Below are 24,873 nucleotides of genomic sequence, written 5' to 3' on the forward strand. Positions count from 1 at the left end.
ATGACCAGAACCGTGATCGTCACCGGCGCGGCCGGTGGTGTGGGACGGGCCGCGGTGGCGCGTTTCGCCGGCGCGGGCGACCGGGTGGTCGCGGTGGACCGGGATGCGGAGGGCGTGCGGACGCTGGCCGACCGGTACGACAGCGTGACCGATGTCGCCGCCGACGTCACCGATCCCGACGACGTCGCCCGCGTGATCGCCCCGGCGGGGGAGGTCCACGTCCTGGTCAACAACGCGGGTGTGATCGACCGTCTCGGACGGGCACACGAAGCCGGGCTCGACGAGTGGAACCGGCTGCTCGCGGTGAATCTCACCGGCCCGTACCTGTTCTGCCACGAGGTATTGCCGGGGATGCTGGAGCGCGGCGGCGGCGTGATCGTCAACGTCGCGTCCGTCGCGGGACTGCGTGGTGGCCGCGCCGGAGCGGCGTACACGGCGTCGAAACACGGTCTGGTCGGGCTCACGCTGAACATCGCCGCCACACTCGGCGACCAGGGGATCCGCAGCAACGTCGTGTGCCCCGGCTCGATCCGCACCGGGATGCAGGTCGTCGACCACGTCTTCCCGGCCGCCGCCGAGGGCCTGCAGCGGGACCGCCGCAAGCCGCCGCCCGCGGAGGCCGACGAGATCGTCGACGCGATCGTCTACCTTGCCTCGCCGCAGGCATCCCGGATCAACGGCACGGCACTGCCGGTCGACGGCGGGTTCATCGCCTACTGAGACGCCGGTACGCCGAGGCCGGCACACGAGGCGCGCAGACGAGGCGCGCCGGACGTTCGTTCCCTGTGCCGCCGGCGTCAGCGGATCGCGATGACCGCCTTGACCACCGAATGCGGATTGTCGTGGGCGAACGCGAGTGCGTCGCCGACCTCGTCGAGGCCGAAGGTGTGGCTGATCAGGCTTCGCACGTCGGCCTGTCGTCGCTCGGCAAGTGCGACAGCGCCTGGGAAGTCCAGTGTGGACCGGCTGCCGTAGACGTCCAGCTCCTTTGCCGTGAACGTGCGCATGTTCAGGCCTACGGCCTGTTCCGAGACACCGACCAGGGAGACCCGTCCGGCCGTTGCGACGACGTCGAACGCACGCTCGACGACGGGCGCTGCACCTGTGGCCTCCACGACCACGGGCGCCCCCTCCCCGTCGGTCCACGCGTCGACCCGCTCGGGCAGCTCGTCGACGCCCCGAACGGTCTCCTCCGCACCGAGCGCACGGGCGAGGTCCAATCTGGACTCGTGTAGGTCAGCGATCAGGACTCGGGCGCCGGCATCCCTGGCCGCCACGACGACACCGAGTCCGATCGGACCGGCACCGAGGACGACGACCTGCTCGCCGGAGCGCACGTCCGGGCGCGTGACCGCCCGCAGACTCACCGACAGCGTCTCGGCGAGTGCTGCGACATCGGCGTCGAGCCCGGTCGCGGCGTGACAGTTACCCACGGGCACTGCCACCCGTTCCTGGAACCCGCCGGGCCGATGGACCCCGACCGCGTCCATCGAGCGGCACGTGTTGCGACGGCCGGTCCGACACGGATAGCAGGAGCCGCAGGCCACCACCGGTTCGACCGCCACGCGATCGCCGACCGAGAGCATCCCGGCGTAGGCGTCGGGCAGTACGGCGACGGTGCCGCTGATCTCGTGGCCCTGCACGACCGGCAGCGTGGTGGCATAACTGCCGTCCCAGATGTGCAGGTCGGTGCCGCAGATACCGACGCGGTCGACCTCCAGCAGGGCCTCGTCCGGGCCGGCGCGTGGAGGTGAGGCCGGAGCTACCGTGACTGTGCGCAGTGCCGTGGTGGTGGCCGCGAGCGGCATGGCTCCGCCGCTCACGACATCACCTTCGGCAGCGCCGCGACATGCGGATGGTCTCGTTCCTCGGCGCCGTGCCCGGTGGCGCCTCCAGGGCTGCCGAGTGCGCCGAAGAACTCGGCGTTGACGGCGGTGTAGGCGGACAGTTCCGTGGGCACGTCGTCCTCGTAGTAGATCGCTTCCACCGGGCACACCGGCTCACAGGCTCCGCAGTCGACACACTCGTCGGGGTGGATGTAGAGCATCCGGTCGCCCTCGTAGATGCAGTCGACGGGGCATTCATCCATACAGGCCTTGTCCTTGAGGTCCACACAGGACTCGGCGATCACGTAGGTCATCGGGTCTCCTCTGTTGCCGGGTGTTCAGGTCAGGGAGGGGCACATCGGTGCGGGATCGGACAAGGACGCGAGCAGCTTCCTGCGGACCGCCACGGCCCGTCGGGGCAGTCCGAGTGCGAGTGCGCCGACCAGGCGGTTGTCCCGGAAGTAGCCGACGACGGCGGCGTGTTCGGCGAGGTCGCCCTCGAGAACGTCGATCCGGTCGGCAAGACCCGGTGCGCCGAAGGACTGCAGGCGCAGCTCGTACTGATCGGACCAGAAGGAGGGCAGGGGAGTGAACGGCGCCGGATCGGTGTCCGCGCCGGCCAGATCGCCGAGCAGGGTCGACGCCGCCCGTCGCGCGGTGTCCAGGGGCATCTGCCAATGCTCGACCCGACGTGGGACGTCGTCGAAGAGCGGGTTCGGGAACCGAGCCACGTCACCGACGGCGACCACGCCGGGGACGGATCCGGCCCGCATCCGGTTGTCGGTCTCGATACCGTCGGTGAGGTCGAGGCCGTTGCCTGCGAGCCATTCGACACAGGGCGACGAGCCCACGGACTGCACCACGACGTCGCCCGCCACGGACGTGCCGTCGTCGAGCTCCACGATGTGCACCCGGCCCTCGGTTCGCACGGACGACACCGCAGAGCCGAGCCGGAACTCCACGCCCTCCTGCTCGTGCCGGGTCCGCACCGCGTCGCCGACCGCACGGCCGAGCGGTCGCAGCATCGGCGCCTCGTCGAGGGCGACCACGGTGACCCGGCAGCCCAGTCCGGCCGCCGTCGCGGCGACCTCACAGCCGATGAACCCCGCCCCGAGCACGACCACTCGCGGGTGCGACCGCAGCGCGCCGTGCAACGCGCGGCAGTCCTCCACCGTGCGGATGACGTGCGTCGCGCCGCCGGTGCGGTCCACACCGGCGGGCAGCTGTCGCGGCCGCACCCCAGTGGCGGCGACCAGACCGTCGTATCCGAGGGTGCTGCCGTCGGCGAGGGTCACGGTGCGGCCGGCGAGGTCCGCGGCCACGGCCCGGGCGCCGAACCGCCACTGTGCCCGTCCGGCCTCGAGCCCGTGTTTGAACGCCAGCGCGTCGGGGTCCGGTCCCGTCACCAACGCCGTCTTGGACAGCGGCGGGCGGGTGTAGGGCGCGTGTGTCTCAGCGGAGACGACGACGATCTCGCCCTCCCAGCCGCCGGTCGCGATCGCCTCGGTGACGCGGAGTCCGCCGAGGGAGCCGCCGACGACGACGATGCGTCGGTCCCGGGTGGACGCCATGCTCATCCCTCGATCGTGATGGCCTGCACCGGGCACGCCATCGCAGCGGCCTCGACCTCGCCCCGTGCGGTGTCGTCCACCGTCGGCCGGTAGACGAGGCCACCGGCGTCGTCGAGATCGAACACCTCCGGCGCGGCGAACACGCACTGCCCGTAGTTCTGGCAGACGTTCATGTCGACGCTGATCTTCACGGCTTGCCTCCGCCCTTGAGTCCCGGGTCGGTGTAGAACCGGTCGGTGAGTTCCTTCTGCAGGTCGTCGTTCTCGGCATTGCCCGGGTGGGGCAGCCACCGGTCGCCTCCGACCTGGTAACGCGTGGCGAGTTCGATCAGCACACCGTGCGCCTTGGACTCGGGCAGGAAGTTCCACTTGAGCCACGGCATGGTGTCGGGGTGGCTGTCTTCGTCGAGCAGTACGGGCAGGCCTGCCTCGCGGCACTGCTGCATGGTGTGCCCGAAGTTGTCGCTCAGGAACGCGATGTGGTGGACGAACTCACCGCGTTTGGCGAGCACCTTGTGCACCCAGCTGTCGGGCGAGCCGGGTGCCCACATCTGGATGGAGACACCGGTCGGATCGGGGTTCTGGAAGGTGGCCCACACCATCTCTGTGCCGTCCGAGCTGCCGCGGGAGTAGGTGATCGTCTCTGTCAGCTCGGGGGTGAGCACGCCGAGGATGTCCTTCCAGTCCTCGATGGCCTGGTCGAGATCCTTCACGCAGAGCGCGACGTGGTCGATGTGCACGCGGGTCATGGAGGTCCTTTCGTTGGCCCTGATCGCTCCACTATTACACCAAACGATTGGTTGATGAAAGTCCTCGTTGTGCTTGACATCGCCCGGGGGTCGGTGTTCCATAAATCGAGCAATCGTTTGGTGGAAATCACGAGGGCTGTCGAGGTGCCGCTGCGCCGAGCCGCCCACCAGGAGGAACCGTGGACTTCGCGCTCACAGACGAGCAGGAGGCGTTCCGGAAGACCGTCCGGGAGTGGGTCGAGAAGGAGTGCCCGAAGGAGGCGGCACTCGAACTGGAGAAGCAGGAGTTCGAATACCCCCACGAACTCTTCGCGAGGATGGCCGAGGTGGGATTCCACGGCATCGGGATCGACGAGGCCTACGGCGGTTCCGGTGGCACCGAGCTCGATCAGGTCATCCTGATCCGCGAACTCGCCCGTTCCCTGGGGGGTATCGCGTGGATCTGGGGCATCAACGCCTTCGCCGGAGCGAAATCCGTCGGCTACTACGGCACGGAGGAGCAGAAGCGTCGGCTGCTGCCACAGGTTGCCGACGGCTCGAAGAAGTTCGCGATCTCGGTGACCGAGCCGGCCGGGGGGACCGACCTACTCGGCGTGCTCGCGACTACAGCCACCCGTTCCGAGGGTGGCTGGGTCATCAACGGCCAGAAGATCTGGTCCACGCAGGCCCACGTCGCCGACTACCTCCTCCTGCTGGCCCGTACGGAGAAGAACCCGGCCAAGAAGACCGGTGGTACCACACTGTTCCTCGTCCCACGCGAGGCCGAGGGCGTCGAATGCAGGCAGATCCCCAAGCTAGGCATGAAGAACGTGGGATCCTGCGAGGTGTTCCTCGATGACGTGTTCGTGCCGGACGAACTCGTGCTCGGCGATCCGGGGCAGGCGTGGTACATGCTGCTCAAGACCCTCAACAACGAGCGGATCGTGATGTCCGCGCTCGCGTTGGGCATTCTCGACGGCGTCATCGAGGAGGCCAAGCGTTATCTCGACGAGCGCGACGTGTTCGGCAAGAAGCTCGGCCGGATGCAGGTGCTGCAGCACTACTACGCCGATATGCTCATCGCCCAGAAGTCGGCGGAGCTGCTGATCTACGAGGCCGCGTGGCGCCAGGCCGAAGGGTTGGACTGCGGCATGCAGGCCAACATGGCCAAGATCGTCGCGTCCGAGGGCGCGGTCACGGCCGCCGACCGCGGTATCCAGATCTTCGGCGGCATGGGCTACGCGCTCGAAACCCAGATGCAACGGTACTGGCGGGACGCGCGCCTGTACCGGATCGGGCCGATCGCCAACGAGATGGCCCGCAACTCGATCGCCGAGATGGCCGGGCTGCCCCGGTCGTTCTGAGCCGGCCCCGCCGGACGTCGGAATCCGTGGGGGTGGCGAGGACCTGGTGTCACCGGCGGTGCCGGTGGTGCACTGTCGTCCTGTGATGTGCGCCCGGCGGGTCGAGTCTCGGCTGTCGGCAATCAGCGCACGCACACGAGCAGCAGGGAGGACACCGCGGTGACGACAATGGAGACGTCCTCGCAGCAGGTTCCGGTACCGAGAACCGTGCCAGCCGGTCGCGGCGCGGCCGGGTCGCCCGGGTGGGCCGAGGCGGTTCCGATCGGCGACGTGGTCGTGCGGGCGGCCGCACTGTGGCCCGACTCCGAGGCGCTGGTCTTCCCGGGAGAACGACTCACCTTCGCCGAGCTCGCCGCCGACGCGGAGCTGGCCGCACGCGCGCTTCGCGCGATGGGCGTAGGGCCGGGGGACCACGTCGGCATCCTCATGGCGAACTGTGCCGACTTCGCGCGCGTGTCCTACGGCGCGACGATGCTCGGCGCCGTGGCGGTGCTGATCAACGCGCGTTACCAGGGCGACGACCTGGCGCACGTGCTCGGCGACGCCGACGTCAAGGTGCTCGTGTCGGCTTGCCACGCGGGGCAGCCGTTCGGGCTCACCGACCGCATCGAGGCCGCGATGCCGGAACTCGACCCGCGCCGTCGCGACGCGTTCCCGGTGCCGTCGGTGCCCACGCTGGAGGCCGTGGTCGTCCTCGGCGACGGTGAGTGCGGACCGGCGTACCTGCGCCGGGAGGGGTTCTACACGGGTGCCGAGCACATCACGCCGGAAGAGGTGCACGCGCTGCGCAGACAGGTGTCGCTGCGCGAGGTCGGCATGATGATGTACACCTCCGGAACCACGGCCCAGCCCAAGGGCTGCGCACTCAGCCACGAGATGGTGGTACGCAACGCCATCGCGGTGGCCGACCGCCTGGACGTTCATGGTGGGGACCGCTTCTGGGATCCGCTACCGATGTTCCATATGTCGTCGGTGCTGCCGATGAACGGCTGCTTCTACACGGGCGCGACGTTCCTGTCGATGGAGCATTTCGAGCCCGACGGAGCCATCGCGATGCTCCGCTCCGCGCGGCTCACGCATTTCTACCCGACGTTCCCGACGATCACCCAGGCTCTGGCCGACCATCCGGAGTTCTCTGCCGTGGACTGGAGCGCCGTGCGCGTGATCAACGGTGTGGCGCCGCCCGCGACGCTGCGCGAACTGCAGAAGCTGTGGCCGCACGCCGCCGTGGTGACCGCGTACGGTTCCACGGAGACCGGTGGGTGCGTCTCGTTCTCGGTCCCCACCGACACGCTCGAGCAGCGCACCAACACGAGCGGGCCGCCGTTCCCCGGAATTCAGGTACGCGTTGTCGACGCCGAGACCGGCGTGCCGGTGCCGACCGGTGAGCGCGGCGAGATATGTGTCCGCGGCTATTCGATGTTCGAGGGCTATCGGAACGACCCCGAGGCCACCGCGGCGGTGATCGATGACGAGGGCTGGTTCCACACCGGCGACATCGGCACGGTCGACGCGGACGGGCGGATCTCGTACCTGGGGCGGCTGAAGGACATGCTGAAGGTCGGCGGGGAGAACGTGGCCGCCGTCGAGATCGAGGAGGCGCTGCAGCGACATCCCGCGGTCGGTATCGCACAGGTGGTCGGCATTCCCGACGACCGGCTCGTGGAGGTCCCCGTCGCGGCGGTCGAGCTGCGGGACGGGCACGAGATCACCGGCGAGGAACTGCGGGAGTGGCTGCACGGGCGGATCGCCAGCTTCAAACTGCCCCGGTACGTGCGTGTGGTCGACGAGTGGCCGATGGCCGCGACAAAGATCCAGAAGTTCCGCCTGCGCGAGGCACTGTGCGCCGAGCTGGGAATCGACCTGCCGTGAGCGCCGAGCCGGCGTCCGCGGCAGGCACGGCGGGCGGTGTCGGCGCCGCGGGCACTGCGAGCGCCGTGGCGGGGCTGGTGACGCGGTTCGATCACATCGCCGTCGCGGTGCCCGACCTTGCCCCGGCGGCCGCGCTCTACGCCGATCTGCTCGGCGGCACGTTGATCGCGGGCGGGGACGACGACCGGCTCGGGCTCCGGACGGTGCAGCTGCGCTTCCCGCCGGGCGTGAAAGTCGAGCTGCTGTCGCCGCTGCACCCTGAGTCGTACCTCGCGGCCTATCTCGACCGCCACGGCCCCGGTTTCCACCACATGACCTGTTTCGTCCGGGACGTCACCGAGGCGGCGAGGCGACTGGAGGAGGCCGGTTTCCGCACCGTCGACACGCGTACCGGAACCGGATGGTGGGACGAGACCTTCATCCGCCCTTCCTCCGGATTCGGCACGTTGGTCCAGCTCACCGATTCCCCGCTGTCGTGGTCGGAGCCGGTCATGCCAGACGGGGCCGGGATCGCGGACGTGCTGGCGGGTCGGATCGAGTGGAACGAGGCGCGGCCACGTTGGAAGGCCACCACGCACCCGGAATGAGACCCCGGTGCGCGGGCCGGCCGGAGAAAGCGGGAGGGAAGCGGAGGAGAACGCGATGGGGCTTCCGCACGGGGCAAGCATGGTGCAGGTCGCGTACGCGACCACGGACGTGCGTACCAGCGCCCGCCGTTGGTACGAGCTCTACGGGGCAGGGCCGTTCTACGTGCGCGAACACGTGCCGGCTCCGCGGGTCCGGGTGCCGGGGAGGGCGGGACCGTGCTGGACGGCGTCTTCGACCACACCTGCGCGCTGGGACAGTGGGGCCCGGTGATGGTCGAGTTCGTCCACCATCACGCGCTCGAACCGGCTCCGCTGGAGCGGGACATGCGCAGGCACGGTATCGGCGTCCACCATGTCGCGTGCTTCGTCGACGACCTCGAGCAGGCGTGCGAGCGGATGGTGGAGGGCGGGGCGCGGGTGGTGGTGGACGCCGAGACGCCCGAGGTGCGATTCGTCTTCCTCGATGTGGGACCGGCCATGGGGCATCTGGTCGAACTGTACGAGCGAACCCCCTATCTGTCCGAGCTGTACGGGCGCGTGGCGCGCGCCGCCGAGGGGTGGGACGGCACCGACCTGTTCCGTGAGCGATGACCGGACCGCCGCCGGAGCGGGCGGACACGGACTGCCTGCGGGCGCTGGCTTGTCTGGACTTCCTGGACACCGAGCCCGAGGTGTTCATCGCTGCCGCTGCGGCGGCAGGGTTCGACGGGGTCACTCTCCGTGTGACAGGCAGCCGCACCTCGGTCGCCGGTGACGTCGGCCGGGACCCCGGCCGGCGCGCGCGGGTGCTGGCCGCGCTGCGGTCTACGGGGATGCACGTGCTCGACGTGGAGGTGCTCCGGCTGCGCTGCGATCTCACGGCAGGCGAGATCAGGTCCGTGATCGACGGTGCCGCCGAACTGGGCGCGCCACGTGTACTGGTCGTCGACAGCGAGCTCGGGACCGATCGCGCACGCGACCTGCTCGCCGGGATCGTCGATGAGGCCTCTGCGGTCGGGGTGCTGCCGTGCCTGGAGCCGATGGCGTTCACGGCGTGTCGCACGCTCTCCGACGCGCTCGCGACGGCCGTGCCGGCCGGGGCGGGGGTGCTGGTCGACGCGCTGCACCTGCACCGTTCGGGCGGGACGCCCGCTGACGTGGCGGCCGCCGTCACGGCCTGCGGCGATGCCTGCATGCCCTACGTGCAGCTGTGTGACGCGTCGTGGGAACCGCCGGGACATGAGTCCGGCGGGGAGAACGACGCGCTTCGACGGGAGGCGATCGGACGGCGGTTGCTGCCCGGGCACGGCGACCTCGATCTGATGGGCCTCCTCGCGGCGTTGCCCGGCAGGCCGCTCGTGGTGGAGGCGCCCACTGCGGGCAGCGCGGCGATGTCGCCGGAGGCGCGGGCAACCGCTGCGGCGACGGCGCTGACCGAGCTTCTCGATAATTTCTACCAAACGATTGCTTGACTAGTTGCGTGTCGATCTGGAAGTGTCGTGGATCACGCGCAGACGTTCCGTGGCTGAGCAGAGTGGCTGAGCAAACCCGGAGGACACCGTGACACTGAGCGCCGACCCGACCGTTCACATCGGCCGCCTCTACATCGGCGGCGAATGGGTGCACAAGCAGCGAGATGCCCCGACCTACGAGGTCGTCTCACCCGCGACCGGGGCGGTGGTCGCCACGGCCCCGGACCCAACGATTGACGACGCCGACCGCGCCGTGGCCGCGGCACGCGACGCGTTCGACCACGGCCCGTGGCCGACGTTGCCGCTCGCCGAGCGGATCGAGGCGCTGAGCCGGTTCTGCGATCGTTTCGAGGAGCGCAAGGAGGAGTTCGACCTGGCGTGGGTCACCGAGTCCGGGCCCACGCTGGCGCACTCCGCCGCGCTCAACGGTGGCGTCGTGCTCATGTGGCGGGATCTGCTCGAACGCGCCAGGTCTGTGGCGCTGTCCGAGCGTCGCGAGGTGCCCGACGGGGTCGTGGACGTCGTTCGGGAGCCGATCGGCCCGGCCCTCGTCATCACCGCGTGGAACGGTCCCGGGCTCTACCTTGCGATGAAACTGGTCCCGGCCCTCCTCGCCGGCTGTCCGGTGGTGCTGAAGATGGCGCAGGAATCGCAACTCACCGCCGCCCTCGTCGGCGAGATGGCCGACGCCGCCGGGCTGCCGCCCGGAGTGTTGAGCGTGCTGCCGGCCTCGGCAGAGGTCAGTGCCCACCTCGTCGAGCATCCAGGCATCGACAAGGTCAGCCTCACCGGCTCCATCGGTGCAGGGAAGGCAGTCATGAGCGCGTGCGCGGGCCGGCTGGCCAACGTGACGCTCGAACTCGGCGGCAAGTCACCCGCCATCCTCCTCGGCGACGTCCCACTCGAGGAAGTCCTGCCGTCCCTGGTTCCGGGGTTCATCGCGTTCAACGGGCAGATCTGTGCTGCCCTGACACGTGTTCTGGTTCCCCGTGCGCGGCACGACGAGGTGGTTGCCGCACTGGTGGCGCGGCTGGAGGCGATGCGGGTCGGAGACCCTGCCGACGACTCGTCGGATCTCGGACCGCTGGCCAGTGCGCGGCAGTTCGAGCGGGTCATGAACTACATCGCCACCGGGAAGGCCGAGGGCGGCGATCTCGTCCTCGGCGGCGGCCGGCCGGACGGACTCGACCAGGGCTTCTACGTCGCGCCGACGGTCTTCGCGAACGTCGCACCAGACGCGACCATCGCCCAGGAGGAGATCTTCGGGCCGGTGCTCAGTGTCATTCCCTACGACGGCGTCGACGAAGCCGTCGCTATTGCCAACGGCACGGCGTACGGCCTGGCTGCCTCGGTGTACGCGGCCGACGAGGAACTGGCCCGCACGGTCGCGGGCCGGATCAGGGCGGGCACCGTCGCGGTCAACACGGCCGGTGTGTCGATGTTCGCGCCGTTCGGCGGATTCAAACAGTCCGGTTTCGGCCGCGAGTTCGGTCTCGAAGGGCTCGGGGAGTTCCTCCAGTACAAGTCCGTCAAGGTGAAGTGAGCGGGAGAGATCCGATGAAGTCTCACGGTGCGGTCCTTCTGAAGACCCAGCAGAACGTGCGTAACGACTGGCACGTCGAGGAGCTGGAGGTCTCGCCGCCGAAACGCGGTGAGGTCATGGTGAAACTCAAGGCGGCCGGCCTGTGCCACTCCGACAACCACGCCGCGGCCGGTGACCAGGCGGTGGACTTCGCGCCGTTCCTCGGCGGCCACGAGGGAGCCGGCATCGTCGAGCAGGTCGGCGAGGACGTCACGGAGCTGTCCGTCGGCGACCACGTCACGTGCACCTTCATGCCCTCCTGCGGAAAGTGCGTGCCGTGCGTGCGCGGCGTCGGACAGTTGTGCGACCGGGGAGCGGGTCTGCTGCAGGGCGTCATGCTCGACGGCACCAACCGCATCCACACGGCGGCGGGCGAGCCCGTCGGCCCGATGACCTATCTCGGCACGTTCAGCGAGCGCATCGTCACCCCTGTCGATTCGGTCATCAAGATCGACGACGACATCCCGTTCCCGGCTGCGGCCGTGGCCGGGTGTGCCGTACCGACCGGCTGGGGGACGGCCGTGCGGATCGCGGACGTCGAGATCGACGACGTCGTCGTGGTCCTCGGCGTCGGCGGTGTCGGCATGAGCGCGGTGCAGGGCGCCAAACACGCCGGAGCCCGGGAGATCATCGTCATCGACCCGGTGGAGTTCAAGCGGCAAGAGGCGCCGAGGTTCGGAGCGACGCACGTGGCGGGCTCGATCGAGGAGGCGATGGGGCTGCTGACGGACCTGACCCATGGCCGGATGGCCGACAAGGTGATCGTCACCATCGGAGTGGTCGAAGGCACGATGATCCAGCCGATGCTGGGAATGCTGGCCAAAGGCGGCACGATGGCGATCGCCGGCGTGTCGTCCATGTGGGACACCGAAGCCGCTTTCAACGTCTTCGGCTTCGTGATGATGCAGCAGACAATCAAGGGCGGTCTGTACGGTGGCCTCCAGCCGCACGTCGACATTCCGCTGCTTCTCGACCGCTACCGGCGCGGGCAGCTGATGATCGACGAGATGATCACGCGCACCTACTCGCTCGATCAGATCAACGAGGCGTACGCGGATATGGAGGCCGCCCGCAACATTCGGGGCGTCATCCTCTACGACGACTGAACCGGTTTACCGGGAGCGTCCGGTGCAGCATCGCATCTTCCTCGTGCCGCCGAGTGGCGACGCCGACCGCGGGCGACGGCACTGGGAGCATCGCCACGGTGACCTGTTCGTCCGGACTCCCGGACTGCTCGGCTACCGGCAGAACCGACCGGTGGCCGAGCAGTGGGCCCGTGGCACGGCCCGCTTCTGCTCCGAGACATGGTTCGCCGACCGCGAATCCGAACGGCGAGCCTACGCATCCGCGTACTACCGCGACGTCGTGACACCCGACGAGGCCGTATTCCTCGTCCGCGACCAGGCGTGGACGGCGGCTGTGCTCGAGGGCCCCGAGTCCGCATTGCAGCCGCCCGACGGCGGCGCCGCCGTCCTGTGGTTCGACGAATCACCGCCTCGCGGCATGTCCTGGGATAGCTGGGAGCTGGCCGTACCTGTGCCGCCACCGGGACGGGGCAAGAGGCTGTACACGACGGTCGTCGCCGACGTGGGCCGGGCGCTCACACTGGGCGCCGATGCCGGACCGGTGGCGTTGGTGGTCCGGCCGCGCGACTACCCGACGACCGGATGAAACGTCCACATTGGAGGGAAAATGCGCGAGGGGCGCGTGGCATTGGTGACGGGAGCCGGCTCCGGGCTGGGGAAGGCGTTCGCGGAGCTGTGGCTGGACCGGCACGGGCCGGTCGTCGGTGTGGACGTCGCCGCCGAGCGGATCGAGTGGCTCAACCGGGACCTCGGCCGCGGGCATCCGTCTGCCGGGTTGTGTGCCGACGTGACCGAGGCTGCCGGCAACGAGGCCGCCGTCCGCCTGGCGGAGGAGCGCTTCGGCGGGCTCGACGCGGTCGTTCTGTCCGCGGGCATCACGGCGTGGGGCGACATCGAACAGCTGGACATGGCGGTGTACGACCGGGTGATGGACGTGAACGTCAGAGCCGGTGCGCTCGGTATCCGGGCTGCAGCTCCGGCGCTCCGGCGGTCGGATGGCGGTTCGGTCGTCCTGCTGTCGTCTACGTCGGGGACAGCGGGCGAGCCGGAACACTGGGCGTACTGCACGTCGAAGGCGGCCGTCGCGAACCTCGCCCGTTCGGCGGCCGTCGACCTCGCAGTCGCGGGCATCCGCGTCAACGTGATCGCGCCGGGCCCGGTCCATACCGAGCTCACCCGGCCGATCAAGGAAACTCAGCCGGACAAGTACGACGCCCTCCGCCGGAGTCTGCCGCTGCAGCGTTGGGGAGAACAACACGAGATCGCCGAGGCCATCGCGTTCCTCGCCTTGCCGGCGTCGTCGTTCGTGACCGGGGCGGTCCTGCCCGTCGACGGTGGCGTCACGGCGATCACGGCTCAGCTGGCGCCTCGGGAGGTACCGCTGTGAGGGTGGCGGTGCTTTAGCCTGGTTCTCGTCATATCCTCGTGCGCACGAGCCGAGGGTTCGACTGGTGTGACCGCGGAGCTCCCCGGCGTGCGAGTGTGGGTGCGGAAGGGTTCCCACGATGCCTCGTTCGCACTCACCGTGACGTCTTGCGCGAGTGTTTTCACCTGTGAACGCGCTGTGCGACGACCGCCGGACGTCTCATCATCCTTCGGCCGTCGGTTCAAGTCCGACCCGGCCACAAGATCGGGCACAAGACCGGCTGTGACGAAGCTGCACAGTAGGTCGACCAAGAATGTGTCGAGTACGAACCCGTCGTTCCCGTATGCCATCGACGAGCCATTGCGCAGTAGGGACTGTGAGTCCACGACGAGCCGCAGGTGCGTGGGCTGGATCGATCGCACGATCCGGCCGGCGCTCGGCGAGGTCGGAGTTCCAACTCACGAGGCATGGGAAGCCTGGCTGCGGCCGGCCACGACGACCGATATGTGCAGGCGGGGGTTCGCGTGCTCCGGCGGTCCATAGTGGACCTCGAAGTCGATCGTCGCCGATGCGCAGGGAGGGGCCACGCGTGTTCCGGCGAGTAAGGAGGGTTTGCGGTGGGACATGTGTCCGCGCGGTGGGCGATGTCCTCGCCGACCATCCTGTTCTCGCCCCGCACGGCCTGGTCGAGAACAGGATGGTCGGCTTTCGTCCTCGGAACACGATGACCGGCAGTGTGTTCGAGGTCCACGGAGCGTCGGAGCCATCGATATCGATCCCGGGTCAAACAATATGAATGTCAAGTACATGCTATGTACGACATTCGAGGTGTTCGCCACTCGTGTGAGGCGATCCGGCAGGTGGTCGAACCAGATCCGAGGCGGCTACACTTTTCGGCGACCGTCCGGTTTCGGGTTCATTCGCACGATATCGGGCATTCGAATTCACGTGTGTCACGAAGCCGGTGGTGTTCGGACCTGTCGACCAGTAGTGCCGTGCGACCAGTAGTGCCGTGCTGGCCTGCGCCGGATTGGCTGGGATACCACCCGGAGTGCATCCGATCTGTTGCAGCGAATCTCATCATTGGAACGCGTTGAGAGGCATATCATGACCAAGGCAAGAACGTTCGTCCTCGTCCACGGTGGATTCAGCGGAAGCTGGTCGTGGTGCCGGCTCGCTCCGTTTCTGCGAGATGCCGGGCACCGTGTGTATGCCCCGACGCTCACCGGCAGCGGCGATCGTTCCCACCTCAGGACGCCCGACACGGGGCTGAGCACGCACGTGCAGGACGTGTACGAGCTACTGCGCTGGGAAGATCTCTCGGACGTGATTCTCGTGGGGCACAGCTACGGAGGAATGGTGATCACGGGCGTCGCCGATCGCGCGCCTGAGCGCATTGGGCAAATGGTGTACCTGGATGCCGCGCAGCCTCTCGATGGTGAGGGACTGGTGGACGTGGCACCGTTGTCCATGCAGTACGCGGCGCAGACCCGGCGCATTCTCGACGGCGTCGATGTCGTCGGTGGAACGGCGTTCGAATCGCAAGGGCGTCAAACCGCACCGACTCTGCCTGCCCTGCCGGAGAATCCGACTGCCGATGAGATTCAGGAGTGGGTCGACGCTCATGACACGCCCTTCCCCTGGAAGGCGTTCGCGGAGAAACTCTCGCTCCGGAACGAATCCCGGGTGCGCGCGATCCGCCGGGCCAGCGTCAACACCACGTGGTCGTTGCGCAGCGAACCCGAGAGCGAGGCCGCTCAGCGGCGACTTCAGGCCGACAGCGTCTGGGAGGTCGACACGGGACACAACCTGCAGTTGCTCGAGCCGCAGCAGGTGGCCGACATCCTGGTCTCCGTGTGACCGTGCCGTCATAACTTGAACGAAGGGGTGGGCACCGATCGTTAGTCGGTGCCCACCCCTTACTCAGGGTCGGCGGTCCGGTGTTCCCGCGTAGTTGGTCGCGGTCGCACCGGCCGTCTCATGCCGGTTCGAGCAGAATGAGGTACATCGCATTCGGGGAAAGGTCGACGCTCACACTGTGGGACGCGCCGGGTTCGATGATCTTCTCGTCGACCTGCTGAAGGTCGGCCTTGGCGGGGTCGGCGAAGTAGTTGCTCGTCGTCTGATCGATCCGGAACATGCGCTGCCGCACCGGTTGGCTCTTCAGTGAACGAGGCAGATCCGACATGTCGACTTCCGTGCGATACGTCGTGTCGTTGACGTGCTGCCAGTTCCACACCATGACGGAGGCACCGGCCTTGTCCTTCGACGCGGTCGCGTAGACACCGTTGTCCCCCTCGAGCGGCGGGCCGGTCTCGGCGGACACCCGAGTGTCCTTCAACCGGGACTGCATCAACATCATGTTCCCGTAGGGCGTGAAGATGTCCTTCTCGGGCCCGTCGGCCGTCCGGGTCACCAGCTGATCCTTGCGTTCCTCCACCCGGTGCCGGACGCACCAGTTGAACATGTAGGTGTCCGACTGATTCGCGAACAGGTGGCTGTAAGTCGCCATCCCCGCCGCCTGGCGCAGATAGTCGTTCTTCGGTTCGGGGTCGTCGAAGGATGGCCCGGGGTAGATGCCGGTCTCCGTCACGAAGCTGGGAATGTCGTCGGACAGGCCTCGATCCGCCAGCATCCTCTCGATGTTCTTCCGGTCCGAGGCGACAACCCTGAGGTCGTCCTTGTACGGATTCGCGACCTGGTAGTTGTCGTCCCACGACAGGTACGCGTGGTACGACAAGAAGTCGAGCCGCTTGGCGCGATCCCGATCGGCCGCGTACGCGTCGAGGAAGGGCTCCAGCCACTTGGCGTCGCGGGACATCAGCGCGGGTCCGCCGACCTGGATCCGCTCCTTGCGGCGAAGTCCCCGGTTGACCTCGTCAACTGCCTCGTAGAACGGCCTGTAGTAGCGATACAGTTCGTCGGGCTGCAAGATCGGCTCTTCGCCTTGGTTCAGAGCCTCTCCGTGGAAGTTCCAGTCCGGCTCGTTGAACACCTCGACGTAGTCGACCGCCGGATACTGCTCCTTGAGGCTGTGGATCATGACCTCGAGCAGCGGCTCGAGGTCGCGGAGTGGCCTATCGCCCCGCATGAAGGCCATCGGGTTGAGGTTCGCCATGACCGAATCCGACACCGTGCTGGCGTGAGTCAGGTAATCGTCCAACGTGGAGAAATCGCACGAACGCGACTCCACGTCGCAGCTGTTGAACAGATCGAATTCAGCCGGCGCATTCGGACTGCTCAGCCACACCCGGTAGATTTCGCCGTGAAGTCCTTGCTTGTTCAGGTAGTCGACGTCGTCGCCGCGCTCATCAGGCCACGCAGTGGCATTTCCGAAGTTGTTGTATTTTTCCGTCCTGGGGAGATCACCCTGTTTGTCGCCGAACTCGACGTTCACCGTCGCCGCTTCCGGGGTGTCGGCACCTGCGGCCGCCTCGGCGGCGGCAGTCATGGAGCTCGAGCCGACGGCGAGCGCCCCTGCCATTGCGACGGCGCACCATCGGCCCGGATTTCTCCGCCCGGACTGCCGGTTCAAAAAATTCGGCATTCGCGAACTCCTATCCGTCAAGGCCCGCAACCATGCGAGCGGCCCGAGATTGACTGGACCGATCCGAGGAGGCAAGGAGTACCGTCATACTCACATGAAGTTCCAATGATGGATCGGCTAGTGGTCTGCCGTGTCGTGACCCGTCGAGATCACGCCGTTCGCGCTCATGGGGCACGAATGTCGTACCGGGGAAAGGCAACTGCCGTCGTTGTCTGCGTCAACGGCCGCGCGGCGCTCACCGACGCGGCAACCGGGAGCGGTCTTGCTTCTCGTCCCGCCCAGTGGAACCTCTGTGAGGCCTGAACCACCGGCGACCGGCGCGCACGGCAACCCGCGCGACTCGGCAATGATCTCGCCGCTGAGCTGCGGGAGGGCGACGTGGAGCAGTGTCACCGCCACCCCGACGGGTCCCGCGGATCACGGCGCCGATCGCCGCCGATGAGGGTGAGCGGAGTCGGCGAGTCCTCTATTCTGGGGCCACGGTAGGTGCGACGTCGACGTCGACGCCGTCGGTGGTCGCGCTTTCACGGCATACCTGCATGAAAGGCCGACCATGACCCGAGCGGACGGGCGGAACGCCGACGGCGGCGTCGAACACTCCGGGAGGCGGGGCCGACTCCTGGTCGTCGACGACGAGCCGGCCATTGTGGACACCGTTGGTCGTTTTCTCCGTTTCGCCGGTTACGAAGTGTGTACCGCTGCGACCGCACACGAGGCGCTCACCGCCGCTCGTGCGTTCCATCCCGAACTCATCCTGCTCGACATCATGCTTCCCGATGGCGACGGTTTCGACGTCATGAAACGACTTCGGCGTGACGGGCTCGCACAGGCCGTGGTGTTTCTCACCGCGCGCGACACCCGGGCCGACCTGGTCAAAGGGCTCACAGAGGGCGGCGACGACTACATCACTAAGCCGTTCGGACTCGACGAGGTCACCGCCCGGGTCATTGCCGTACTGCGCCGGACTCGTCCTGTCGGAACCACCGATCCCACGTTGTGCGTCGCCGATCTCACGCTGGACCCGGTGTCGTACACCGTCCGCCGCGGAGACACCCCGGTCGAGCTCACGCCCACCGAGTTTCGTTTGCTGCGCTATCTCATGCTCCACGCAGACAGGGTCGTGCCCCGCGCACGACTGTTGGAGCATGTCTGGTCGTACGACTTCGGCGGCGACGACACCGTGGTCGCGACCTACATCAGCTACCTCCGGCGCAAGATCGACACGCTCGGCCCCGCGCTCATCCACACGCGCCGCGGCGTCGGCTACCGCATCGGCGCCAATCCCAACCCCGCGGAGCCGGCATCGTGAGCCGGACACGCCGAGTCCCACTTCGGATACGCCTCACCGTCCTGCTGACCTCGCTGTGTGCCGTTGCCATGGCCGCGACGGCAACCACCTGGCGGGTGTGGAACGACGCGCTCGCGATCGTCGTCGTCGAGTTCATCGGGCTCACTCTCGTCGCGGGACTGAGCACTATCGTCATCCGCCGCGAGCTACGGCCACTCGAGCAGGTGGCCGCCAGCGCCGATGCCATCGCCGCGGGCGCCGCGGGCCACCGTCTTGCGGAGGTCTCGACCATGCCCAGCACCGAGATTGGCAGGCTCTCCGACGCCCTCAACCGCATGCTCGACCAGGTGGAAACGTCTCTCGCCGCCCGCGCGGCCTCCGAACAGCGGATGCGTCAGTTCGTAGCCGACGCGTCCCACGAGTTGCGCACACCGCTGCAGTCGCTCCGCGGTTACGCCGAGCTGTACCAGCGGGGCGCTCTGACCCCCGGCCCGGAGGTCGACGACGCCGTCGACCGCATGCTCTCCGAGGTCCGCCGCATGGGAAACCTGGTCGAGTCGCTCCTGACCCTGGCCCGTTTCGACGAGACCGAGAGGGCGGAGCGCGAGCCCGCCGACCTCAGCCGGCTCGTCGCCGAGTCCTGCCGCGACGCGGCCGTCGTCGAGCCCGACCGGCCCCAGCACTGTGACATCGAACCGCACCTCACAGTGTTGGGCGACGAGGCGAAGCTACGCAGTCTCCTCGCGAATCTGCTCGGCAACGTTCGTACCCACACACCGCCGGACACGCGATGTGCCGTCGGACTCCGTCGATGTGACGGTTCGGTGACTCTCACCGTCCGGGACGAGGGCCCCGGTATCCCCGAACACGCACGCGCGCACGTCTTCGACCGCTTCTACCGTGCGGACCGCAGCCGCAGCCGGTCCAGTGGCGGCAACGGACTCGGACTCGCCATCGTGGCCGCCGTCGCCGAACTGCATCAGGCGTCGGTCGAACTGCGCAGCGCAGCTGGTTACGGCACGACCGTCACGGTGGCCTTTCCGGCGATGACGCGGTCCGCTCGATCCGGCAGGGGAGTCGAGCAGACCGCGTACGAGCGGGCCCGCACCTCCCGCATCGGAGCATCTCCCACACCGTAGATGCGCTTCAGGGAAAGCCGGTGAGCATGATGAGCCCGGCGATGGATCGACCGACTCACCACGAACGACGGCGACACCGCCGTTCCCGCTGACCACGGCGGAAGGTACGTCGGCGGCGGAACCGTGCAACGGTGGCTGAACGCACCATGTCCGTTCCGGGCGTGCGGTCAGCCGAAGATCGGCAGGATCTGGGGCAGGTCGATCGACCGCAGGATGCCCGGTGGTGCGGCGCAGACGGCAGGCACTGCGTTGACGGCCGGGTGTGCGGTCAGGCCCGGGGTGGTGGCGGCGTATTCCTCGGCCGGGATCGGGAAATCGATCCGCACGTCGAGCGGTACGTCACCGTCGACCTGGAACCGCCAGCCGGACTTGATGAGCTCCCAGTCGGTATCCAGGTCCCGGGTGCAGAACCAGTTCGTGCGGAAGGTCAGGATCGGCCGACCGGCTCGCATCCCGGACACGCTGAGCCGGGTGCCGGCCACGGTGCCCGGCTCGACCACTCCGGCTGCGATCTCGGTGCGGCTGCGTGCGAGAGCGATCTCGGCATGGGTCTCGACATCGTCGAGCGGAGTGCCGAAGGCGTCGGCCAGCATGTGGAACGAGCGTTCACGACTGCGCTTCAGGTTCTCCGTCAGCGCCGCAACGTCGGCGTCCTCGGGGCGCCGGCCGAAGCCCATCGCGCCGAACACGATGTTCGGCGAGGCGCGTTCGGCGACGTCGGAGTACTCGTCGAGGGTGAGGCCGTCCAGGCGGCGCAGAAAGGACAGGAGGGTGACCGGCAGGGCGTCGGTCACGATGCCGGGACTGCTCCCGGTCGAATAGATCGAGCTTTCCCCGTGGGCGCAGGCAATTTCGAGCCGGGCCCGCAGCACCGGTTCGACGAGCTCGGGATTCTGGAAATCCTGTTTCGTGGTGACGACGTCGGTGCCGGCCTCCAGCAGCCGGACCAGATCGTCGGCGTCCAACTGATACGGCATGTAGAGCACACAGTCCGCATCGAGGGCGATGATCTCGTCGACATTGCGGGTAGCGGCCACCCCGACCGGAGGCAGGCCGCAAAGGGTGCCGGCGTCGACGCCGTCCTTGGCCGCGGTGTGTACCAGTACTCCGGCCAGCTCCATCCGGGGATGTTCGATCACCGTCCGCAAGGACCGCGATCCGACGTTGCCCGTTGCCCATTGCACGATTCTCAGCCGTTTCATGTTGCGCACTCTCCGGGCGCGGAGGCGGCTGGTCCAGTGGGCGGTCCCGGCCAGCGGCACCGATGTCGGAGTCCGGCCCTTCTCAAGCCGAGTGAGCAACCACAATGCAATGCCGTCACCACGACCGGCCCCGCGAGCCGCGGCTGCCCGTTCTGGACCTCGAGCATTGCGGTGTCTGCGGACCGGAACGTACCGCGGCCGTGAGCTAGCGAACCTCGACCCGCAGACGCCGGATGCGGAGGGTTCTGAGCAGCCAGGCCGATTCGACTCGCTCGTAGGTTTCGTGGTACCAGCCGTACCCGAGCAGCACCGTGAAGGAGGCGCTGGAAGGCATGAAAAGCCGGTCGCTCATTGCCCACACCGCCTCGGCGGTGGTGGAGTCGGTGACCGTGATCTCGCTCTGGTGACCCTGGTGCACGCTCACCACACCGCTGCCGGCGGACCCGGTCTCCGGCCACGCTTCGCGACCTTCGAGGACGCGGTTCATGGACGGCACGTGGTCCACGCCGCTCGCCGGATCCGTGGTGCACCCGCGGTAGTCGAGCACGCAGTCCGAGTGCAGCACCGAACGCACCAGCATGCCGTCATTCGTGTCGACACCGCGGAAGTACCGCGCCTTGGCCGTCCGGATCGCTTCGACGGCCGCGAGTCGTTGCAACTCATCCACGTGGAGACCCCATATCGCTGTAGATTGACACTGACGTCAGTGTAAGTGAAGGGAGTGTCGATGGACGAGGACGCAATGGTGCGGCCCTTTCGGATCGGCGTGCCGGGGCCGGATCTCGACGACCTCCGCCGCCGGCTGGCGACGGTTCGCCTGCCTCGCGAACTCGACGAGACGAGCTGGAGCCGGGGAGTCACCGTGGAAGCCATGGGGGAGCTGCTGGTGCGATGGCGGGACGGGTACGACTGGCGGGCCGAGGAAGCCGAGCTGAACCGGTTCCCTCAGGTAGTCACCGAGGTAGACGGACAGCGGCTGCACGCCGTCCACCGGCCGTCGCCCCGGCAGGACGCGCACCCGCTGGTCCTACTGCACGGCTGGCCGAGCACCGTGGCCGAGTTCCGCTACGTGATCGACGAGCTGGCGGAACCCGATGATCCTGCCCGGCCGGCGTTCCACGTGGTCGTCCCCTCGCTGCCCGGGTTCGGTTTCTCCGGCCCGCTGCGCGAGGGTGGATGGGGGGCTCACAGGATGGCGCGGGCGATCGACGAGCTGTTGCGCCGCCTCGGGATCAACCGCTACCTGGCCCACGGTGGTGACGCCGGCTACCAGGTCGCAGCCGCACTGGGACGGGTCGCGCCGGAACGCGTGGCGGGCGTGCACCTGAACCTTGGCGGCGTGGGACTGGCCGGACGGCACCGCACGGACGAGCCCGCGGACGAGCAGGAGGCGTTGGCCCTCCGGCGCTACGCCGAGTACGTACAGGACGGCTCGGCGTACGCGCTGCTGAACGCGACGCGTCCGCAGACCGTTGCCTACGGGCTCGCGGACTCGCCGATCGGGCAGCTCGCCTGGATCGCGGAGAAGTTCATGGCATGGGCGGACGCGGCGAGCCCGGTCGCGCAGGACGACGTGTTGACCACGGCCTCGATCTACTGGTTCACCGAGACCGCCGCCTCTTCGGCGCGGTTCTACGGCGAGGAGTACACCCCCAACAGGCCACCGGGTACCGGGCCTGCCCTTGAGCGGACCTATGTGGACGTGCCCACGGCGGTCTCGTCGTTCCCGGGCGAGATCGTGCCTCCGATCCGCCGCTGGGCCGAGGAGCACTACCGCATCGTGCGCTGGACCGAGCACCCGGCAGGCGGCCACTTCTCGGCGCTCGAACGGCCGGATCTGCTGGTCGAGGCGTTACGCGGCTTCGCAGCACAAGTCGCCCCGTCGGTGGCGTGACGACGCACCACTGGGCCCGGGTCCGCGATGACCCGGGCCCAGTGGCGGTGCGGCCTCAGCCGGGCATGAACCGCCCGCCGTCCACGATGAGGATCTGGCCGGAGATGAACTTTGCGTCGTCGCTGGCGAGGAACGCGGCGGTGCTCGCCACGTCCTTGGGTTGAATCCGGCCTTTGATGGGCTGCTGGGCGACCAGCTGCTCGATACGGGACTCGTCGACGGTGCCCGTCAGCGCCTCGGTGGCGATGACCCCGGGTGCGATCGCGTTGACCGTGACCCCCCAGTTGCCCAGCTGGGCGGCGGTGTACTTGGTGAGACCGTTGATCCCGTACTTGGTCCAGGCGTAGCTGTACGACCGCAGGCCGGGGAACTCGTCCGTCGGACCGGTGTAGGTGTAGCTGTAGGCGTTGGTCGAGGACTGATTGATCACACGCCCGTGCGGGCTCTTCACCAGGTACGGAGCTGCGGCGCGCATGACCGCCCACTGGCCCAGGAGGTTCACGTCGGTGATCTTCTCGAGGTACTCGAAGCTGTCGTCCTTCGGCTTCCAATCGCCGAAGATCGCGGCGTTGTTGATCAGGACGTCCAGTCCTCCGAGACGTTCGGCCGCAGCATCGACCGCGGTGTCGACGGAGTCCTTGTCGCCCACGTCGACCGACATGGCGAAGACCTTGCCGCGCTCGGCCAGCTCCGCCGCGGTCTGCTCCGCCAGCTCGATGTTCAGATCGAGGATGGCGACCTGTGCACCCTCGTCGAGGAACCGCTCGACGTAGGCGCGGCCGATGCCGCGTCCGCCGCCGGTGACGATCGTGCGCCTGCCTTCGAGTTTCATGCGGCCTCTTCCTGTTGGGGGAGGGGAACAATGGCGGTGCGCGCCGCGCGGGTCTCGGCCGTGGCCGGGCGGTGGATCGAGGCGAACCGCCGGGCGAGCACCGTCCACGCGTAGTACCGCTGATGCGTCCACGGCCACTGCACGACGTTCTTGCCGCTGGCCGAGGTGTAGAAGTTGTTACAGCCGGACTTCCAGGTCTCCACTTTGGAGATGGCCTCCTGCAGGACGCGCTGGAACCAGGCGTTCGCCTCGGGTCGTACCTCCAGCGTTCCGCCGCCGCGCTTGCGCAGCCTGCGCACGTCCTTGGCCACGTACTCGGCCTGGCGCTCCAGGACGAAAGAGACGACCGTGCCGTGTGTGTTGGGGCCGTAGAGCATGTAGAAGTTGGGAAAGTTCGGTACCGAGATACCCAGGAATGCCTCGGGGTCCAGACCCCACTGGTCGTGCAGGTCCGTCCCGCCCCGGCCGGTGACCTTCACGGTGGTCAGGAACTCGGCGGCGCGGAACCCGGTGGTCAGCACCACCGCGTCCACCTCGTGCTCCTCACCCGTGCTGTCCACGACGCCTCGTGGGGTGATCCGCTCGACGCCGCGAGGGACAAGGCGGACGTTGTCCTGTTTGAGAGCCGGGTAGTAGATGTCAGAGAAGACGTTCCGCTTGCACCGGGGTTGGAACGTCGGGGTCATCGCCTCGGCCAGATCGGGGCGGTCGTCGAACGCCTCGTTGATCCGCGCGGTCAGTCGCTTGCGCTGCGCCTCGATCATCTCGGGGTCGCTGCCGTGGCCCTTGTCCATCGCGCGGATCATGTCGAAGCGGGTCTTGCGGGCCCACCCGAACCGCCTGCGTTCCTTGCGTTCCTCGGGGGTGAGGTCGCGGTCGCCCTTGGGCAGTACCCACGTGGGCTCGCGCTGGAAACTGAGCAGTTCGGCGACCCGCGGTTGTAGTCCGGGAACGACCTGGGTCGCCGAGGCCCCCGCCCCGACGACGGCGACACGTTTGCCGTCCAGTTCCGCCTTCGGGTCCCACCGGGCCGAATGGAACAACGGCCCCTCGAAGGTCTCGATGCCCGGCCAGTCCGGAACCTTCGGGACGTTCAGCATGCCGACGGCGCTCACCACGACGTCGAACCAGTGGGTCTCGTCGTTGTCGAGCGTCACGAGGTACTGCTGTCGCCGCTCGTGCCACTCCGCCGACCGCACGCCCACTCCGAAGCGGATGTGCTCGCGGAGCTGGTAGTCGTCGATCGTCTCTTCGACGTACTGCTGGATCTCCTCCTGGCTGGCATGGGTGCGCGTCCAGTCGTGGGGCTTGAACGAATAGGAGTAGAGGGCCGACGGGATGTCGCACTCGGCGCCCGGGTAGCGGTTGTCCCACCATGTGCCGCCCGGACCCTCGGACTTCTCGAAAACGGTGAAGGTGCGGGTACCGCGGCGCGCCAGATGGACGGCTGCGCCGATCCCTCCGATCCCTCCGCCGATAATCGCGACCTCGATTGCGCGTGCACGTGACATCCGGTTTCCATCCTTCGTCGCATGGCTGG

24 protein-coding genes are annotated in these 24,873 nt (G+C 68.1%); 14 read left to right on the forward strand and 10 right to left on the reverse strand.

The annotated features are described in order from the left end of the window. Positions 1–720 carry an SDR family NAD(P)-dependent oxidoreductase gene (locus FB384_RS22125; protein WP_183786752.1) on the forward strand — a complete coding sequence of 240 codons (720 nt, stop codon included), beginning with the start codon at positions 1–3 and terminating at the stop codon, positions 718–720. A 77-nt stretch (positions 721–797) separates the two neighbouring features. Here the strand turns inward: FB384_RS22125 and FB384_RS22130 are convergent, their stop codons facing one another. The 5 genes from FB384_RS22130 to FB384_RS22150 are packed head-to-tail and all read right to left on the reverse strand — an operon-like array spanning position 798 to position 4,145. After that, the gene (locus FB384_RS22130; protein ID WP_183786753.1) at positions 798–1,823 is read right to left on the reverse strand and encodes an alcohol dehydrogenase catalytic domain-containing protein; all 1,026 of its coding nucleotides are present in this window, start codon (positions 1,821–1,823) and stop codon (positions 798–800) included. After that, a complete protein-coding gene (gene fdxA, locus FB384_RS22135; protein WP_183786754.1) occupies positions 1,820–2,140 on the reverse strand; it encodes a ferredoxin in 321 nt (106 codons plus the stop codon). Before fdxA ends, FB384_RS22130 begins: the two co-directional genes overlap by 4 nt. Positions 2,141–2,164: 24 nt before the next feature. Beyond that, the gene (locus FB384_RS22140; protein WP_228726597.1) at positions 2,165–3,403 is read right to left on the reverse strand and encodes an NAD(P)/FAD-dependent oxidoreductase; all 1,239 of its coding nucleotides are present in this window, start codon (positions 3,401–3,403) and stop codon (positions 2,165–2,167) included. Then, on the reverse strand, positions 3,400–3,588 hold the full coding sequence (locus tag FB384_RS22145) for a ferredoxin (protein WP_183786755.1): 189 nt from the start codon (positions 3,586–3,588) through the stop codon (positions 3,400–3,402). The genes FB384_RS22140 and FB384_RS22145 overlap by 4 nt, the downstream gene beginning before the upstream one ends. After that, on the reverse strand, positions 3,585–4,145 hold the full coding sequence (locus tag FB384_RS22150; protein ID WP_183786756.1) for a VOC family protein: 561 nt from the start codon (positions 4,143–4,145) through the stop codon (positions 3,585–3,587). The genes FB384_RS22145 and FB384_RS22150 overlap by 4 nt, the downstream gene beginning before the upstream one ends. Before the next feature lie 179 nt (positions 4,146–4,324). Here FB384_RS22150 and FB384_RS27380 point away from each other — a divergent pair, with 179 nt between their 5' ends. From FB384_RS27380 to FB384_RS22200, 10 genes are all read left to right on the forward strand, one after another. Then, positions 4,325–5,488 carry an acyl-CoA dehydrogenase family protein gene (locus FB384_RS27380; protein ID WP_183786757.1) on the forward strand — a complete coding sequence of 388 codons (1,164 nt, stop codon included), beginning with the start codon at positions 4,325–4,327 and terminating at the stop codon, positions 5,486–5,488. Between the two features lie 168 nt (positions 5,489–5,656). Then, positions 5,657–7,360 carry a class I adenylate-forming enzyme family protein gene (locus tag FB384_RS22160; protein ID WP_183786834.1) on the forward strand — a complete coding sequence of 568 codons (1,704 nt, stop codon included), beginning with the start codon at positions 5,657–5,659 and terminating at the stop codon, positions 7,358–7,360. Then, a complete protein-coding gene (locus FB384_RS22165) occupies positions 7,357–7,947 on the forward strand; it encodes a VOC family protein (protein WP_183786758.1) in 591 nt (196 codons plus the stop codon). The genes FB384_RS22160 and FB384_RS22165 overlap by 4 nt, the downstream gene beginning before the upstream one ends. A 216-nt stretch (positions 7,948–8,163) precedes the next feature. After that, positions 8,164–8,538 (forward strand): VOC family protein, encoded by a 375-nt coding sequence (locus tag FB384_RS22170; RefSeq protein WP_183786759.1) that lies wholly within the window; start codon positions 8,164–8,166, stop codon positions 8,536–8,538. Beyond that, on the forward strand, positions 8,535–9,398 hold the full coding sequence (locus tag FB384_RS22175; protein ID WP_183786760.1) for a sugar phosphate isomerase/epimerase family protein: 864 nt from the start codon (positions 8,535–8,537) through the stop codon (positions 9,396–9,398). Before FB384_RS22170 ends, FB384_RS22175 begins: the two co-directional genes overlap by 4 nt. Positions 9,399–9,486: 88 nt before the next feature. After that, positions 9,487–10,941: an aldehyde dehydrogenase family protein gene (locus FB384_RS22180; protein WP_183786761.1), complete on the forward strand. Its 1,455-nt coding sequence runs from the start codon at positions 9,487–9,489 to the stop codon at positions 10,939–10,941. Between the two features lie 14 nt (positions 10,942–10,955). After that, positions 10,956–12,086 carry an NDMA-dependent alcohol dehydrogenase gene (locus tag FB384_RS22185; RefSeq protein ID WP_183786762.1) on the forward strand — a complete coding sequence of 377 codons (1,131 nt, stop codon included), beginning with the start codon at positions 10,956–10,958 and terminating at the stop codon, positions 12,084–12,086. Between the two features lie 22 nt (positions 12,087–12,108). Beyond that, positions 12,109–12,651, forward strand: a complete 543-nt coding sequence (locus tag FB384_RS22190; protein WP_183786763.1) for an EthD domain-containing protein — start codon at positions 12,109–12,111, stop codon at positions 12,649–12,651. A 21-nt stretch (positions 12,652–12,672) separates the two neighbouring features. Next, positions 12,673–13,452, forward strand: a complete 780-nt coding sequence (locus FB384_RS22195; protein WP_183786764.1) for an SDR family NAD(P)-dependent oxidoreductase — start codon at positions 12,673–12,675, stop codon at positions 13,450–13,452. A 1,086-nt stretch (positions 13,453–14,538) separates the two neighbouring features. Next, entirely contained in the window at positions 14,539–15,291 is a 753-nt protein-coding gene (locus FB384_RS22200) for an alpha/beta hydrolase (protein ID WP_228726611.1), read from the forward strand. Positions 15,292–15,409: 118 nt separating this feature from the next. Here FB384_RS22200 and FB384_RS22205 read toward each other — a convergent pair whose 3' ends face one another. After that, entirely contained in the window at positions 15,410–16,882 is a 1,473-nt protein-coding gene (locus tag FB384_RS22205) for a hypothetical protein (protein ID WP_183786766.1), read from the reverse strand. Between the two features lie 649 nt (positions 16,883–17,531). On the opposite strand from FB384_RS22205, the gene FB384_RS22210 reads away from it, so the two are divergent. Then, positions 17,532–18,287 (forward strand): response regulator transcription factor, encoded by a 756-nt coding sequence (locus FB384_RS22210; RefSeq protein WP_183786767.1) that lies wholly within the window; start codon positions 17,532–17,534, stop codon positions 18,285–18,287. A 68-nt stretch (positions 18,288–18,355) separates the two neighbouring features. Continuing rightward, on the forward strand, positions 18,356–19,405 hold the full coding sequence (locus FB384_RS22215; protein ID WP_183786768.1) for a sensor histidine kinase: 1,050 nt from the start codon (positions 18,356–18,358) through the stop codon (positions 19,403–19,405). A gap of 167 nt (positions 19,406–19,572) precedes the next feature. Here the strand turns inward: FB384_RS22215 and FB384_RS22220 are convergent, their stop codons facing one another. Together FB384_RS22220 and FB384_RS22225 are read right to left on the reverse strand one after the other, a co-directional pair. Beyond that, positions 19,573–20,607, reverse strand: a complete 1,035-nt coding sequence (locus tag FB384_RS22220) for an NAD(P)H-dependent amine dehydrogenase family protein (RefSeq protein WP_183786769.1) — start codon at positions 20,605–20,607, stop codon at positions 19,573–19,575. Between the two features lie 205 nt (positions 20,608–20,812). Further along, entirely contained in the window at positions 20,813–21,274 is a 462-nt protein-coding gene (locus FB384_RS22225) for a nuclear transport factor 2 family protein (protein ID WP_183786770.1), read from the reverse strand. A gap of 60 nt (positions 21,275–21,334) precedes the next feature. Between FB384_RS22225 and FB384_RS22230 the strand changes: the two genes are divergently transcribed. After that, a complete protein-coding gene (locus FB384_RS22230) occupies positions 21,335–22,501 on the forward strand; it encodes an epoxide hydrolase family protein (protein WP_183786771.1) in 1,167 nt (388 codons plus the stop codon). Between the two features lie 55 nt (positions 22,502–22,556). Here FB384_RS22230 and FB384_RS22235 read toward each other — a convergent pair whose 3' ends face one another. Beyond that, positions 22,557–23,333, reverse strand: coding sequence for an SDR family NAD(P)-dependent oxidoreductase (locus tag FB384_RS22235; protein ID WP_183786772.1), 777 nt, complete (start codon positions 23,331–23,333; stop codon positions 22,557–22,559). Next, positions 23,330–24,844, reverse strand: a complete 1,515-nt coding sequence (locus FB384_RS22240) for a flavin-containing monooxygenase (RefSeq protein WP_183786773.1) — start codon at positions 24,842–24,844, stop codon at positions 23,330–23,332. The genes FB384_RS22235 and FB384_RS22240 overlap by 4 nt, the downstream gene beginning before the upstream one ends. Between the last annotated feature and the right edge of the window lie 29 nt (positions 24,845–24,873).

Origin of the sequence: Prauserella sediminis, assembly GCF_014195435.1 — a bacterium.
Taxonomy (GTDB): Bacteria; Actinomycetota; Actinomycetes; order Mycobacteriales; family Pseudonocardiaceae; genus Prauserella; species Prauserella salsuginis.

Coding starts and splice junctions, on each gene's coding strand:
- FB384_RS22125 (WP_183786752.1), top strand. CDS start 1: ATGACCAGAACCGTGATCGTCACCGGCGCGGCCGGTGGTGTGGGACGG.
- fdxA (WP_183786754.1), bottom strand. CDS start 2,140: ATGACCTACGTGATCGCCGAGTCCTGTGTGGACCTCAAGGACAAGGCC.
- FB384_RS22140 (WP_228726597.1), bottom strand. CDS start 3,403: ATGAGCATGGCGTCCACCCGGGACCGACGCATCGTCGTCGTCGGCGGC.
- FB384_RS22150 (WP_183786756.1), bottom strand. CDS start 4,145: ATGACCCGCGTGCACATCGACCACGTCGCGCTCTGCGTGAAGGATCTC.
- FB384_RS22160 (WP_183786834.1), top strand. CDS start 5,657: ATGGAGACGTCCTCGCAGCAGGTTCCGGTACCGAGAACCGTGCCAGCC.
- FB384_RS22175 (WP_183786760.1), top strand. CDS start 8,535: ATGACCGGACCGCCGCCGGAGCGGGCGGACACGGACTGCCTGCGGGCG.
- FB384_RS22185 (WP_183786762.1), top strand. CDS start 10,956: ATGAAGTCTCACGGTGCGGTCCTTCTGAAGACCCAGCAGAACGTGCGT.
- FB384_RS22195 (WP_183786764.1), top strand. CDS start 12,673: ATGCGCGAGGGGCGCGTGGCATTGGTGACGGGAGCCGGCTCCGGGCTG.
- FB384_RS22200 (WP_228726611.1), top strand. CDS start 14,539: ATGACCAAGGCAAGAACGTTCGTCCTCGTCCACGGTGGATTCAGCGGA.
- FB384_RS22205 (WP_183786766.1), bottom strand. CDS start 16,882: ATGACTGCCGCCGCCGAGGCGGCCGCAGGTGCCGACACCCCGGAAGCG.
- FB384_RS22210 (WP_183786767.1), top strand. CDS start 17,532: ATGACCCGAGCGGACGGGCGGAACGCCGACGGCGGCGTCGAACACTCC.
- FB384_RS22215 (WP_183786768.1), top strand. CDS start 18,356: ATGGCCGCGACGGCAACCACCTGGCGGGTGTGGAACGACGCGCTCGCG.
- FB384_RS22220 (WP_183786769.1), bottom strand. CDS start 20,607: ATGAAACGGCTGAGAATCGTGCAATGGGCAACGGGCAACGTCGGATCG.
- FB384_RS22230 (WP_183786771.1), top strand. CDS start 21,335: ATGGACGAGGACGCAATGGTGCGGCCCTTTCGGATCGGCGTGCCGGGG.
- FB384_RS22235 (WP_183786772.1), bottom strand. CDS start 23,333: ATGAAACTCGAAGGCAGGCGCACGATCGTCACCGGCGGCGGACGCGGC.
- FB384_RS22240 (WP_183786773.1), bottom strand. CDS start 24,844: ATGTCACGTGCACGCGCAATCGAGGTCGCGATTATCGGCGGAGGGATC.